Genomic DNA, 14,568 nt, shown 5'->3' on the forward strand with positions numbered 1-14,568 from the left:
CCAGCCCGGTTCGGCCGTTCCCGGTACACGCTTTTTCACGCAGTCGCATTCAATATTTCAGGTTAGAGGTGCAAGGCCATGTCCTACGCAGCCACCCATGATCAGCACGATGATCACCACGGCGCGCCGAAAGGTTTCTTCCAGCGTTGGTGCATGTCCACCAACCACAAGGACATCGGCACGCTGTATCTGGTCTTCGCACTGGTGATGTTCTTCATCGGCGGCAGCTTTGCCATGCTGATCCGCGCCGAGCTGTTCAAGCCCGGCCTGCAGTTGATGCAGCCGTACTTCTTCAACCAGCTGACCACCATGCATGCGCTGGTGATGATCTTCGGCGCGATCATGCCGGCCTTCGTCGGCCTCGGTAACTGGATGATCCCGTTGATGGTCGGCGCGCCGGACATGGCGCTGCCACGCATGAACAACCTGTCGTTCTGGATCCTGCCGTTCGCGTTCACGCTGTTGCTGTCCACCCTGTTCATGGCAGGTGGCGGCCCGGCCGGCGGCTGGACGATGTATCCGCCGCTGTCGCTGCAGAGTGATTCGCTTGCCTACGTGGTGTTCGCGGTCCATCTGATGGGCATCAGCTCGATCATGGGTGCGATCAACATCATCGCCACCATCCTCAACATGCGCGCGCCTGGCATGGAGCTGTTGAAGATGCCGGTGTTCGTGTGGAGCTGGCTGATCACCGCGTTCCTGCTGATCGCGGTGATGCCGGTGCTGGCTGGCGCAGTGACCATGCTGCTGACCGACAAGTACTTCGGCACCAACTTCTTCAACCCGGGCGGCGGCGGCGACCCCGTCTTGTACCAGCACATCTTCTGGTTCTTCGGGCATCCCGAGGTGTACATCATGATCCTGCCCGCATTCGGGATCATCTCGGAGATCGTGCCGACCTTCGCGCGCAAGCCGATCTTCGGCTACAAGGCGATGGTGTTCGCGATTGCCTCGATCGCCTTCCTGTCGTTCATCGTGTGGGCGCATCACATGTTCGCGGTCGGCCTGCCGCTGGGCGCCGAGATTTTCTTCATGTACGCGACGATGCTGATCGCGGTGCCGACTGGTGTGAAGGTGTTCAACTGGGTCGCCACCATGTGGGGCAGCTCGATGACGTTCGAGACGCCGATGCTGTTCGCGGTCGGTTTCATCATCCTGTTCACCATCGGCGGCTTCTCCGGCCTGATGCTGGCGCTGGTGCCGGCCGACTTCCAGTACCACGACACCTACTTCGTGGTGGCGCATTTCCACTACGTGCTGGTGACCGGCGCGCTGTTCGCGATCATTGCCGCGACCTACTACTGGCTGCCGAAGTGGACCGGCAACATGTACAGCGAGTTCTGGGCCAAGATGCATTTCTGGAACAGCGTGATCTGGGTCAACGTGCTGTTCTTCCCGCAGCACTTCCTGGGTCTGGCCGGTATGCCGCGCCGCATTCCCGACTACAACGTGGCGTTCGCCAACTTCAACATGATCAGCTCGATCGGCGGCTTCCTGTTCGGCGCCACCCAGCTGATTTTCATCGGCGTGCTGATCCATTGCGCGTTCTTCTCGAAGAAGAAGGCCACCGACCGCGTCTGGGAAGGTGCCAAGGGTCTGGAGTGGACGGTGCCGTCGCCGGCCCCGCACCACACCTTCGACGTGCCGCCGGTGATTCACGACGACGAGCTGGCGCACGGTCACGTGAACGATTGATCCACCACCACGTCGCCCCAGCCTTGTCGGGCTGAGGCGACGCAAGAAGCCGATCCACATGAAACAGCAGACCATGAACACGGAAATCGCGGCACGTCGCAAGGGTGTACGACGCACCTTGGTGGTGACGGTTTCGATCGCGCTGGCGTTTTTCCTGGTGTCGTTTCTGCAGATCCTGCTGATGAAATAGCGGTACCGCGGTCGCTACACGTTTTTCTTCAATACGTTTCCTTCAACCGGTCGGGTTCGACGATCGGCATGCAGTTCCCCGGTCGGCGTGACGGGGTTAAGTCATCAAGAGAAATCCACGGGGTCTCACCATGGGTCAGCAGCACGACGCTTACTTTGTTCCGGCCAAGAGCTATTGGCCGATCGTGGCCGCAGTGGTCATGTTCACCACCGTGTTCGGTGCCGCGCACTGGCTGAACGCGGAGCCCGGCGACGCCGGCTTCGGCAAGACCGTGCTGACCGTCGGCGTGATCGGCGTGCTGGGCATGTTCTTCGGCTGGTTCCGTTCGGTCATCAACGAGTCGCTGTCCGGCAGCTACAACCACCAGGTGGACACCTCGTTCCGCATGGGCATGATGTGGTTCATCTTCTCCGAGGTGATGTTCTTCGGCGCGTTCTTCGGTGCGCTGTTCTACATCCGCATGTTCTCGGTACCGTGGCTCGGTGGCACCGGCCATGGCACGCTGACCCACCAGTTCCTGTGGAGCGACTACGCCGCTTCATGGGGTGCCAATGCCGGCAACGGTCCGGAGCACATCGGAGGTGCCTTCAGCACCGTCCCGGCGTGGGGCCTGCCGCTGCTGAACACGCTGATCCTGCTCAGCTCCAGCGTCACCGTGACGATTGCGCACCACGCATTGCGTGCCGGTCATCGTGGCAAGATCCTGGTGTTTCTGGGCCTGACCGTGCTGCTCGGCGCGCTGTTCCTGAACTTCCAGGCGCACGAGTACATCGAGGCCTACAAGGAACTGAACCTGACCCTGCACAGCGGCGTGTACGGCTCGACCTTCTTCCTGCTGACCGGTTTCCACGGCCTGCACGTGACGCTGGGTACGATCATGCTGGCGGTGATCTGGTTCCGCGTGCTGAAGGGCCACTTCAACAAGGATCACCACTTCGGCTTCGAAGCGGTGGCGTGGTACTGGCACTTCGTCGACGTGGTCTGGCTCGGCCTGTTCATGTTCGTTTATATCCTCTGACGCGGCGTCCGTTTCGCGAAGAGCTAAAGAGCCACGACACACGCACAACAAAAAGCCCGCCATTGGCGGGCTTTTTGTTGTTGACGCAGCGAGCGGTTCAACCGTTACGGGCGCTTGCCACGATGGGGCGCGATTTGTCGCGGCTGGAGCGCGCTGCCGACACAGCCGCTACAATCACTGGCCGACATCGTGCGGATGCAGCCAACCCATCCAGATGCCGAGCGCGACCATGCCGATCAGCAGCAGCGACAGGCCGATGCGGCGGGTCAAGGCCCATACCGTGCGCTTGTCGTCGTCCTTGTCGGTCATCATGAAGTACAGCGCCTGGCCGAGGCTGAAGATCACCACCAGCAGCACCACCACCAGCGCACATTTGTAGACGGTTTCCACGTGATTGATCCGATCCATTACGACCTGGGCAGTATAGCGACCACCGGCGGACTCGCCGCGTGAGCGGATTTCGCCGCCCGTCCTGGTGGGCATTGCTGCTGACGGCGGCCGGAGCCTTGCTGTTCATACGTTTGGGCATCTGGCAGCTGCATCGCGCCGACTTCAAGGAAGCACTTCTGCGGCGGTATGCCGCATCGGCGTCCGCGCCGATGCAGGACTTCGCCAAGGTGGCCGCCACGCCACCGGCCGACAGCTTTCCGCGCGTGCAGGTGAGTGGTCACTATCTCACCGACCGGCTGTATCTGCTGGACAATCCGAAGCACGACGGTATGGGCGGCGTAGAGGTATTCGCGCCGCTCGTCCTGCACGATCAGTCGTCGTTGCTGCTGGTGGATCTGGGTTTCCTGCCGGGCAACGGCAACGGCAAGCTCCCGCAGCTGCCGGCGTTGTCGACCAACGAGATCAGCTTGCAGGGTTTGTATGTGCCGCCACCGCCGGTCGGTTTCGAGATGGGTGGCGATGCGCTGGCGCGACAGACGCACTGGCCGAAGAGCAGCATCTTCCTGGATCCGGCAGAAATCGCCCGCGATCTCGGCCGCCCGTTGTATCCGCGGATGCTGGCGCTGGACGCCGATCCGGCCTCGATCTATGTGCGCGTACACACCCTCGATTTTTCCTCGATGCCGCCGGCGCGGCACCGCGCGTATGCGTTCCAGTGGTTCACCTTCGCGCTCGCCGCGGTGGTGATCCTGCTGGCTGTACATCGCAAGCGCAAACCGCGCAAATCCTGATACCACCAAGGTCACGAACTCCGATGAAACCAGTCGATCCCGTTGCGTTGCGCAGAAGCCGAATCTATCTGCTGCTGATTGCGCTGGTGTTTGCCGCGCCGATGATCATCGCCGGCCTGCTCAGTTTTTCCGGCTGGCAGCCGGGCGTGAAAGGCAATGGCCACGCGATCCTGCCACAGCGCAATTTCGTCGACGAGAAGCTGCAGGTGAAGCTGGACAACGGTCAGGTGTGGCCGTGGCGCGACAGCGAGCCGCGCTTTACCCTGATCGCGCTGGCCGGTCCTGACTGCGCCGCGCGCTGCTTCGAGACGCTGACCGACATCGCGCAGGCGCGCGTCATGCTCAATCGCAACCAGACGCGCCTGCGCCTGCTCTATCTCGGCACGCCACCGGCAGATGCGAGTAAGCGCGTTGCGATGCAAACCTATTGGACGATGGGCAGCGATGTCGATGGCAAGCTGGCTGCGTACACGCCGGCCACACCGGACAGCGTCAGTGCAGTGCTGGTGGAGTCCAACGGTACCGCGCTGTCGTTGTATCCGGCTGGTTTCGATGGTCCGGGTCTGCTGCGGGATCTGCAGAAGGTGGTCAAGTGATGTCGGCGCGCTCGCTGAAAATCCTGCGTAATCTGTCCCTGCTCGCCGCGGTGTTCGCGTTCGGGCTGGTGATGTTCGGCGCGTTCGTGCGGCTGTCCAATGCCGGCTTGTCCTGTCCGGACTGGCCGACCTGCTACGGCCAGGCGACTTGGCCGCAGCATGCGCAGGCGGTGGCGCACGCCGACGCGGCGTTTCCGGATCGTCCGTACGAGGCGCACAAGGCCTGGCGCGAACAGGTGCATCGCTTCCTGGCCGGTACGCTCGGCGTGATGGTGTTGCTGCTGGCGGTGATCGCGAGCTGGCGCAAACGCAGCGCGCTGCTGGCGGTGATCGCTGGCGCGGTGTTCGCGGCGATCGGTGTGGGGTTGTACATGCGTGGCGAACACGTGTGGTCGTCGCTGCTGGCTGCGTGCGCGATCGGTTTGCCGATGATTGCCGCGATCCGGTTGCAGCAGCCAGGCGCCTGGAAGATCTGCGTGCTGGCGCTGGCGGTGATCATCTTCCAGGCGATGCTGGGCATGTGGACGGTGACCCTGCTGTTGAAGCCGATCGTGGTGATGGGTCATCTGCTTGGCGGCATGACCACGTTCGCGTTGCTGGCGTATGCCGCACTGCGCTTTGCCGGCGTGGCGGCACCCGATGATCGCATGGCCGATCTGCGCCGGCTGGTGACGATCGGCATCGTGCTGCTGTTCTGCCAGATCGCGCTGGGCGGCTGGACCTCGGCGAACTATGCGGCACTCGCCTGTGGCTACGGCCCCGGCTCGTTCCCGCAATGCCTGGGTCAGTGGGCGCCGCCGACGGATTTCGAGCAGGGCTTCGTGTTGTGGCGCGGTATCGGCGTCAATTACGAAGGTGGCGTGCTGGACATGGCCGCGCGCAGCGCGATCCAGCTGGCGCATCGCTTCGGCGCGCTGGTGGTGTTCTGCTACCTCGGCTGGCTGTCGCACAAGCTCGCCAGGCGCGGCCTGCGTGTGCTCGGCCTCGCGATCGCGCTGGCGCTGGCGGCGCAGGTGCTGCTGGGCATCAGCAATGTGTACTTCGGACTGCCGTTGCCAGTGGCGACCGCGCACAATGGCGTCGCCGCACTGTTGCTGTTCACCTTGCTGGCCACGTTGGCGCGCACGCAGCGACAGCATGACGAATCGATGTTCCTGTCGCTGGAGCCACGTTGAAAATGGAACTGACTAGAGATCTGATCAGCGAATACTTGCAGCTGACCAAGCCGCGCGTCGTCGCGTTGCTGGTGTTCTGCGCGGTGATCGGCATGTTCCTCGCCGTGCCGGGCATCCCGCCGTGGCGCGCGCTGGTGTTCGGCACACTGGGCATCTGGATGGCCTCCGGTTCGGCCGCCGCGTTCAACCACCTGATCGACGAGCGTATCGACAAGCTGATGGCGCGCACCGCGCGGCGTCCGCTGGCCACCGGCTCGCTGACGCCACGACAGGTACTGGTGTTTGCGGTGCTGCTTGGCATCGCCTCGATGCTGGTGCTGGCGTTGCTGGTCAATCTGCTCACCGCACTGCTCACCTTCGGCGGCCTGATTGGATACGCGTTGGTGTACACCGCGTATCTCAAGCGTGCCACCCCGCAGAACATCGTGATCGGCGGTCTCGCCGGTGCGATTCCGCCGGTGCTGGGGTGGACGGCAGTCACCGGTCACCTGCACGCGTTCGCCCTGCAGTTGTGCCTGATCATCTTCGTGTGGACGCCGCCGCATTTCTGGGCGCTGGCGATCTTCCGCCGCGACGATTACGCGCGCGCGCAGGTGCCGATGCTGCCGGTCACTCACGGCGTGGCCTACACCCGCTGGCATGTGCTGTTCTACACAGTGCTGCTGGTGCTGGTGACTTTGCTACCGGCGCTGACCGGAATGAGTGGGCTGATCTACCTCGGCGGCGCCGTCGTGCTGGATGTGGGCTTCCTGTATTACGCCGTGCGCTTGCTGAACCCGCCGGACGAGCTGTTCCCGATGAAGGTGTTCAAGTACTCGATCGTGTACCTGATGGCGTTGTTCGCGTTTCTGCTGGCCGACCACTGGCTGGTCGAGCCGATCGTGCAGCAGGGACTGGTACTGCAGCATCTGAGCTGAACCCCAGCGGGCTTGCCCGCGCCGGGCATCGCTGATTTCAGGCAATGACATTGATCCATTCGACCCTGGTGGGTTGACACTTCCGCAGCGCAGCACGACAATGCGCGCGCCTCCCGGCGCACCGCGTCGGTCGGCTCCCAGTCCTGACAAACCAAGGCATATGGACGTTTACCCTAGTCGCAACGTCGTCATCCGCGAGCATCGGATGTCGGCGACGCATAACAACAAGTTGAACGCCTGCGGCGACCGCCTGCGGTCGGCTGGTGCTTTCCTCGACTAGGGAAAGTCCGGCCCACCCCTGACGACGCCATAGGCGTCGTTACGAGGAGATGGGCCCATGAAGCTCCTTCGCGATTCCCTTCTGTTGCGCGCACTGCGCCGGCTGCTGGCTGGCCGTCGTCATACCGTGCGCCGTCCGTACACCGTCACCGTGCCCGCGCCGCTCGAACGCGCGGCCGCCGGCAACAATGTGATAGAACTGCACCGCCGCACCCCGTCGGCGGTCAGCCGCGTATCCGCGCCTGCTCAGGCCGATGTACTGCCATCGTCCGTACATCTCGCGCTGGTATCCAGTCGCTGATGGTCGCGAAGACGACATGCAAGGGATGGCCCCCGCCAGCGGCGGCGCCGTTCCGGCCGCATGCGCGGCCATGCGCACCGACCGTGGCGCAGCTGGCGGATTGATTCCGCAGACTCGCACCGGCGGCAGGCATCAGCGAATTCACGGAAGCGAGTCATGAACAAGCAATCCAATCAGGCCGTCGCGGCCAAGACGGCGGGCAAGGCTGCGGCAGCAGTGCATGCGGCAGTTGCGCAGGAGGCCTTCCGCGCGAACGACGAGCTGCTGGCAGCGCTGGAGACCACCCCGGCGGGCCTCGACGAGGAACAGATCGAGGCGCGGCTGCATCGCGACGGCATCAACGAGGTCTCGCACGAGAAGCCGCCGCACTGGTCGCGGCAATTGCTGCGTGCGTTCAAGAACCCGTTCATCATCGTCTTGCTGGTGCTGGCGGTGGTGCAGGTGTTTGCCACGCCGGACGACATGTCCGGGCCGATCATCATTGCGGTGATGGTGACGATCAGCGTGTTGCTGAACTTCACCCAGGAATTCCGTTCGTCGCGCGCGGCCGAGAACCTCAAGGCGATGGTGCGCAACACGGCCACGGTGACGCGCAAGGCCTCCGATGGCCACAGCGAGCAGATCGAGGTGCCGGTGGTCGAGCTGGTCGCCGGTGACATCGTGCACCTGGGCGCCGGCGACATGGTGCCTGGCGACCTGCGCCTGCTCAGCGCGAAGGACCTGTTCATCAGCCAGGCGATCCTCACCGGCGAATCGCTGCCGGTGGAGAAGTCCGCGCCGGCGCGCGTGAGTGATGGCAGCAGCCCGCAGAAGTACGACAGCCCGCTCGACCTGCCCACGGTCTGCTACATGGGCACCAACGTGATCAGCGGTACCGCCACGGCGGTGGTGGTGTCGACGGGCGCGCGGACCTACCTCGGCTCGCTGGCGCACAGCATGTCCGGTCAACGCGTGCAGACCAGTTTCGATCGCGGCGTGAAAAGCGTCAGCTGGCTGCTGATCCGCTTCATGGCGGTGATGGTGCCGGTGGTCTTCCTGATCAACGGCTTCGACAAGCATGATTGGACCGAAGCTTTCCTGTTCGCGCTCTCCGTGGCAGTCGGCCTGACTCCGGAGATGCTGCCGCTGATCGTCACCGCCAACCTTTCCAAGGGCGCGCTGGCGATGTCGCGGCGCAAGGTGGTGGTGAAGCGGCTCAACGCGATCCAGAACTTCGGTGCGATGGATGTGTTGTGCACCGACAAGACCGGCACGCTGACGCTGGACAAGATCGTGCTGGAGCGCCATCTCGATCTGGACGGCGAAGAGTCCGATGAGGCGCTGGAATTCGGCTACCTCAACAGCCGCTTCCAGACCGGCCTGAAAAACCTGATGGACAAGGCGGTGCTGGAGCATCGCGATCTGGAGGCCGCGGCGACGCGCTACCGGGTGATCGACGAGATCCCGTTCGACTTCCAGCGCCGGCGCATGTCGGTGGTGGTGGCCAAGGACGATGGCGAGCATCTGCTGATCTGCAAGGGCGCGGTCGAAGAGATGTTGTCGATCTGCGCCTATGCCAAGGTCGGCGACGTCACCGAGCCGATGACCGACGAGCGCCGGCGTGACATCAAGGAGATGACGCACAAGCTCAACGAGGACGGCCTGCGCGTGCTGGTGGTCGCGGTGCAGCGTGAGCCGAGCCACGATCGGCCGTACAGCGTGGCCGACGAAAGCGACCTGATCGCGGTCGGCTGCCTGGCCTTCCTGGATCCGCCGAAGGACTCGGCCGCTACCGCGATCCGCGCGCTGCACCAGCACGGTGTCGAAGTGAAGGTGATCACCGGTGACAACGAGGCGGTGACCCGCAAGATTTGCCGTGAAGTCGGGCTGGATGTCACCCATTCAATACAGGGCAAGGAAATCGAGTCGCTCGACGATGCCGCGCTGGATGCGTTGGTGGCGCGCGTCACGGTGTTCGCCAAGATGTCGCCGCTGCAGAAGGCGCGCGTGGTGCGTTCGCTGCAACGTCTGGGTCATACGGTGGGTTTCCTCGGTGATGGCATCAACGATGCGCCGGCGTTGCACGACGCCGATGTCGGCATCTCGGTGGATACCGCGACCGACATCGCGAAGGAATCGGCCGACATCATCCTGCTTGAAAAAAACCTGATGGTGCTGGAGGAGGGCGTGTTGGAAGGGCGCGTCACCTTCGGCAATATCATGAAGTACATCAAGATGACGGCCAGCTCGAACTTCGGCAACGTGCTCAGCATCCTGATCGCCAGCGCGTTCCTGCCGTTCATGCCGATGCTGCCGCTGCAGATTCTGGTGCTGAACCTGCTGTACGACATTTCGCAGCTGTCGATCCCGTTCGACCGCATGGACGAGGATTACCTGCGCAAGCCGCGCAAATGGGATGCCGGCGACATCGGTCGTTTCATGGTGTGGGTGGGGCCGGCCAGCTCGGTATTCGACATCACCACCTTCCTGCTGCTGTGGTACGTGTTTGGCGCGAATGCGCCGGCGCACCAGTCGCTGTTCCAGTCCGGCTGGTTCATCGAGAGCCTGCTGACGCAGACGCTGGTGGTGCACATGATCCGCACGCGCAAGATCCCGTTCCTGCAGAGCAGCGCCGCGGCACCGGTGCTCGGCCTGACCACGGCGATCATCGTGATCGGCATGCTGCTGCCGTACACCGCGATCGGCGCGAAGATCGGCATGATGGAAATGCCGCCGGTGTATTTCGCGTGGCTGGCATTGACCGTGGTGGCGTATTGCGCGCTGACCCAGCTGGTCAAGGTGATCTACATCCGCCGTTACGGACGTTGGCTGTGATTTTCTGACGTGCTCTGTGCTTTGCAGCAGCCATTCAATTGGCGAGGTAATACGAGGACGGCACGGTGAAGAACGGCTCGCCATTTGATGAAAGACGAATGCTTTATGCGTAACAGCAAATCAAACTCGGAGCATCGCGGTTGAGGTCACTTCGCCGTCAACGGTGTTCGGGTGCCGACCCGCAAGTTCGATAAATTCAATCCGTGCTGCTGCGCTCGCGCATCGCGTCCATAGTCAGTGTGGCCAGCTGGCGCAACCGGGTGCCGCCGGCGTCGGTAAGCAGCTCTTTCAAGCGTGCACTGGCGTCGTCCTGATCCAGCGTGTGGCGTTCGGCCAGCGAAGCGGCGAGAGCGCGTCCCATGCTGTCGAAGATCAGCGCGTAGGCGAACGCGTGCAGCACGCCGCCGCCGAGCGTGCCGAGGCCGGGAAACGCCTTCAGTGCATTGCCGGCGACAGCCAGCACGATCGAGGTGCCGGTGCGCAGGGTCAGCCTGGCCTGTTGCACGAAGTCCTCAATCTGCACGTCGCTGACTTTCACGCCGTAGAGTTCTGCCAGTGCGCGGGTGAGGCCGGTGGCGAGCACGCCCTGGATCACCAGGTCGCTGCCTGGCGCCACCGCGGCGAGCGCGCCGACGATCGCGCGGCGTGCGTACTTGCGCACGATGCGTTCGGCCTCCTCGGCGCGGGTCCGCGCTTCCAGCGTGCCGGTGCGTTGATGCAGGCCGGCCAGCACGGCGTTCTCGCGCAGGTTTTCCAGGCCCTCGGCGCCGGGCGCGGTAAGTCGGTCGAGTGCCTGCAGCAGCGGTTCGATCGCGGGCTTGCGCTGGCGTTCGACCGATTCGGTGCTGCCATCGGCGAGCTGTCGTTGATAACGCTCGCTGCCGCCGGCGCTGATCGCGAGTACCGCACTGGCGATGCCGCGTGACTGCTGGCGCAGGCGGGTCAGCAATTGTTCGCGTTCCACCGAGGTCCACTGATCGGCCTTGTTCAAGACCAGCAGCAGCGGCTTGCCGAAATCGGCGAGCCAGTGCAGCTCATCACCTTGGCTGCGATTGAGATCGCCGGCGCACAGATAGATCACGGCATGCGCCCGCAACGCTTCTTCGCGCGCCAGGGTTTCGTGTGCTTCGCCACCGGCTTCGCGGCTGCCGGGTACGTCAGCGAGCACCAGCGTGCGGCCATCGGCAAGCCGGCCGTCGTAATGGCCGACGTCGCGGGTGGTGCCGCCGCGCGCGTCGCTGGCGACTTGCGCATGCGGTGCCAGTGCACGGATCAGGCTCGATTTGCCGGTGGAGATTTCGCCGAACAGCACGACGTAGACGCGCGCACTGGCGCGGCGGCGATCGAGTTCGCCGAGTTCGGCCGTCAACGTGCCGGTATCGGCACCGCGTTCGCGCAGCTGGCCGATGCGCTGCTCCAGACTGCCGCGGTCGGGTACCGGCAGCGGTCGACGTTTGCGCCGCGGACGCAGCAGCCACCACAGCAGGCTCAAGCCGGCCGCCGCAAAAATCAGCAGGATGCCGCCAAGCGTCCATTGCAGCCACGTCGGCAAGGCGAGGAAGCGTTGCGCCAAGGCCAGCGCACGCTCGGCGGCCGCGAACAGCAGCCACAACAACGCGGCCATGGCTAGCGCGGAGAACAGCAGTCGCAGGCGTCGGGACATGCACGCATTCTAGCGAGCTTCTTCCAGCCGACTCCGTGTGCTTGGTCGGCCATGACTGGCGAACGTGCTCCGCTCGCGTCGGTGCCGCGGTTTTGGCACTATCGTGCATTGGGGTGACGCAGCTTTGATCGGAGCTGCGCATGTTTCGCGATAGCGTTCGTGGGGAAGCGATGGGGAGCGGTTTCAGGTTGTCGATGTGGCTGCTGGGCATGGCCTTGGTCGTCATGCCCGTGCCCGTCACCCGGGCTTCGCCGGTGACGTCCAGCGCGCAGACGACGGACCTGCTGCCGACGCCGCAATTCCGGCGCTATGGGACGACGGATGGTTTGCCGAGCGAGCCGATCTACGCGGTGGCACAGGATCGCAACGGCCTGATGTGGTTTGGCTCGGCCGGTGGCCTAGTGCGCTTCGACGGTGTCAGTTTCAAGGTGTTCCGGAATGAGGCGGATGATCCGAATTCCTTGCCCGCGAATTCGACCTATTCGCTACTGATCGATCGCGACAATCGGGTCTGGACGGGTGGCATTTCGACCGGGCTGATTGCCTATGACCAGAACAGCGGGCGCTTCCGGCATTGGACGCATGACGACCAGCAGCCCGCCAGTCTCGCCGGCGACGAAGTCTGGAGCATCGCGCAGACGGCCGACGGCAGTTTGTGGGTGGCCACGGAAAACGGCCTCGATCGCATGCGAGCGGATGGAAGTGGCTTCGAGCATGTGCCGCTGGATGTCGGCGGGAAACATGTCGCCTCGTTCGGCCAGACACGCGCGCTGCTTGCCGACACCAATGGCCGTCTGTGGATCGGTGCGGAAAGTGGCCTGTATCTGCGCGAGCCCGATGGGACGATGCGCCAGGTGCCGGTGGATTCATCCTTTCATGGCGATGTCGGCAAGGCCTGGCGCATCGACGGCGGCGATGGCGAAGTCAGGGTGTCGCTGACCGGCGGCCTGCTGATCATCGGTAGCGATGGGGTTGCGCGACCGCTGGCGAGCCAGCAGTTGTCATCGCAGCGGATCATGAGCAGCACCCGTGACTCATCGGGGCGGCTGTGGCTCGGCACAGCCAATGGTGTCCTGCTGGATCATGGTGATGGGCATCTGCAGCGAATCACCGGCCAACCGCTGTTGCCGGGCGGGCTTCCGAGCAACAAGACATGGCAGACCACGCTCGACGCTGAAGGTGGACTGTGGATCACCTTCGAGCAGTCCAGCCTTGCCTACCTGCCGCCGGGCTGGAACGGGTTTGCCCGCTTCACCCACATTCCGGACGATCCCGGCAGCCTGACCGGCATTGTGGCGTCGACGATCCGCATGAGTCGCGATGGCCAGTTGTGGCTGGGTGGCAACAATGGCTGGATCGACAAGCTGGATGCGAGCACCGGTCGGGTGCAGCATGTCGTGCAAAGCATGCAGGGGCAGGTCGTATCACTCGCAGAGGATACGCGTGGCCGCCTGTGGATCGACAACTCACCCCAGCTCAACCTGCTCGACCACGGCAAGCTCACTCCGATCGATCTCGATCATGCGCGGGTGACACGGCCGGTGCTGCTCTGTGCCGGTGACGATGGACGGATGTATGTCGCTTCGTGGAATGAAGGCGTCTTCGTCGTCGACCCCGACAGCCTGGTTGTTGCGCCGGTGGCGATGGAGCAGGGCAGCGACGATATTCTTCGTCCCGAACAACTCACCTTTCATGCCAGCAGCCTCTGGTATGCCAGTGAGGGTGGCTTGCTGCGCCGGGACGACAAGGACGGCAAGCTGCTTTTCGTGCCTGGCGTGCCGCGACAGAGCATCGTTGCTTTCGCCTTCGATGCGACGGGCTTCTGGCTGGCCACCGGGTCGGTGCTTGAACATTACCGGTATGCCGACGGGCATGCGGTGCGCGATGACAGCATCGATCTCAATCATGAGGGGCTCAAGTCTGATCTGCGCGACTTGCGGGTGGACAAGCAAGGCCGGTTATGGGTGTTTGCCAACCCGGGTTTGTGGCAGTTCGATCGGCAAACGCGCCGTTTCAGATCGTTTGGTCCGGCACAGGGTCTGTTGAACGCCAATTTCGACGGAAGTGCGACCGCCATGGCTCCCGGGGGAATGATGTTTGCCATCAGCGACGACGGTGTCGTGGCATTCCAGCCCGAGCGATTGCTTCAGTCAGAAAAGATCGGCACGTCGCCGACATTGACGTTGGCGTATCTCAACGTGCAGCGCGCCGGTGAAGTGCGCGCCATCGCCCTCGACAGCAAGGTGGTGCAACTGGGTTGGCGCGATCGTGACCTGCGCGTGGGCGTGCGACTGGCCTCATTCATCAACCCTGCCGCCAATCATTATCGTTACCGCTTGAAGGGGTTTGACAGTGGTTGGGTCGATGCGGGCAATCGCGGCGAGCGTGATTTTGCAGGGCTGGCGGCGGGTGACTATGCGTTGGACGTACAGGCCGCCGCTGCAGATCATCAGTGGGTCACGCTGGCCGCGCCGATCAGGATTCATGTGCAGGCACCGCCATGGCTGCGCTGGTGGGCATGGGTCATCTATGTGCTGCTGTTTGCCGCCATGGTCGGCCTGATCCTGCATGGCTGGCGCCGCCGCCTGGCCCAGCGTCACCACATGCAATTGGTCGAACAGCAACGCCAGATGGCCGAAGCGGCCAGCGCGGCGAAGACCCAGTTCCTGGCCACGCTCAGTCACGAGATCCGCACGCCGATGACCGGCGTGATGGGCATGGCCGAGCTGTTGCTGAGCA

General features: G+C 63.6%; 12 protein-coding genes. 10 read left to right on the top strand and 2 right to left on the bottom strand.

Going from position 1 to position 14,568, the window contains the following annotated elements; translation table 11 throughout:
* Positions 1–78: 78 nt before the first annotated feature.
* From ctaD to IE071_RS14165, 3 genes are all read left to right on the top strand, one after another.
* Positions 79–1,695 (top strand): cytochrome c oxidase subunit I, encoded by a 1,617-nt coding sequence (ctaD, locus tag IE071_RS14160; RefSeq protein ID WP_189442071.1) that lies wholly within the window; start codon positions 79–81, stop codon positions 1,693–1,695.
* 58 nt (positions 1,696–1,753) lie between these two features.
* A complete protein-coding gene (locus IE071_RS15950) occupies positions 1,754–1,885 on the top strand; it encodes a hypothetical protein (protein WP_268244967.1) in 132 nt (43 codons plus the stop codon).
* A 130-nt stretch (positions 1,886–2,015) separates the two neighbouring features.
* On the top strand, positions 2,016–2,903 hold the full coding sequence (locus IE071_RS14165) for a cytochrome c oxidase subunit 3 (protein WP_189442073.1): 888 nt from the start codon (positions 2,016–2,018) through the stop codon (positions 2,901–2,903).
* 174 nt (positions 2,904–3,077) lie between these two features.
* Here IE071_RS14165 and IE071_RS14170 read toward each other — a convergent pair whose 3' ends face one another.
* A complete protein-coding gene (locus tag IE071_RS14170) occupies positions 3,078–3,293 on the bottom strand; it encodes a twin transmembrane helix small protein (RefSeq protein ID WP_189442074.1) in 216 nt (71 codons plus the stop codon).
* Positions 3,294–3,352: 59 nt separating this feature from the next.
* Between IE071_RS14170 and IE071_RS14175 the strand changes: the two genes are divergently transcribed.
* From IE071_RS14175 to mgtA, 6 genes are all read left to right on the top strand, one after another.
* A complete protein-coding gene (locus IE071_RS14175; RefSeq protein WP_189442076.1) occupies positions 3,353–4,084 on the top strand; it encodes an SURF1 family protein in 732 nt (243 codons plus the stop codon).
* Positions 4,085–4,107: 23 nt separating this feature from the next.
* A complete protein-coding gene (locus tag IE071_RS14180; protein ID WP_189442078.1) occupies positions 4,108–4,680 on the top strand; it encodes a hypothetical protein in 573 nt (190 codons plus the stop codon).
* Complete coding sequence (locus IE071_RS14185; RefSeq protein WP_189442080.1) at positions 4,680–5,855, top strand: COX15/CtaA family protein; 1,176 nt, start codon at positions 4,680–4,682, stop codon at positions 5,853–5,855. The genes IE071_RS14180 and IE071_RS14185 overlap by 1 nt, the downstream gene beginning before the upstream one ends.
* 2 nt (positions 5,856–5,857) lie before the next feature.
* The gene (locus IE071_RS14190) at positions 5,858–6,772 is read left to right on the top strand and encodes a heme o synthase (protein ID WP_189442082.1); all 915 of its coding nucleotides are present in this window, start codon (positions 5,858–5,860) and stop codon (positions 6,770–6,772) included.
* A 337-nt stretch (positions 6,773–7,109) separates the two neighbouring features.
* Positions 7,110–7,352, top strand: coding sequence for a hypothetical protein (locus IE071_RS14195; protein WP_189442084.1), 243 nt, complete (start codon positions 7,110–7,112; stop codon positions 7,350–7,352).
* Positions 7,353–7,508: 156 nt separating this feature from the next.
* Positions 7,509–10,166, top strand: a complete 2,658-nt coding sequence (mgtA, locus tag IE071_RS14200) for a magnesium-translocating P-type ATPase (RefSeq protein ID WP_229792918.1) — start codon at positions 7,509–7,511, stop codon at positions 10,164–10,166.
* Positions 10,167–10,362: 196 nt separating this feature from the next.
* On the opposite strand, the gene IE071_RS14205 is transcribed toward mgtA, so the two are convergent.
* Positions 10,363–11,829 (bottom strand): GTPase, encoded by a 1,467-nt coding sequence (locus IE071_RS14205; protein ID WP_189442087.1) that lies wholly within the window; start codon positions 11,827–11,829, stop codon positions 10,363–10,365.
* A gap of 140 nt (positions 11,830–11,969) precedes the next feature.
* On the opposite strand from IE071_RS14205, the gene IE071_RS14210 reads away from it, so the two are divergent.
* The coding region (locus tag IE071_RS14210; protein ID WP_229792919.1) for a ligand-binding sensor domain-containing protein at positions 11,970–14,568 on the top strand (2,599 nt) is incomplete at its 3' end.

Origin of the sequence: Rhodanobacter panaciterrae, from assembly GCF_014651895.1 — a bacterium.
Lineage (GTDB): Bacteria > Pseudomonadota > Gammaproteobacteria > Xanthomonadales > Rhodanobacteraceae > Rhodanobacter > Rhodanobacter panaciterrae.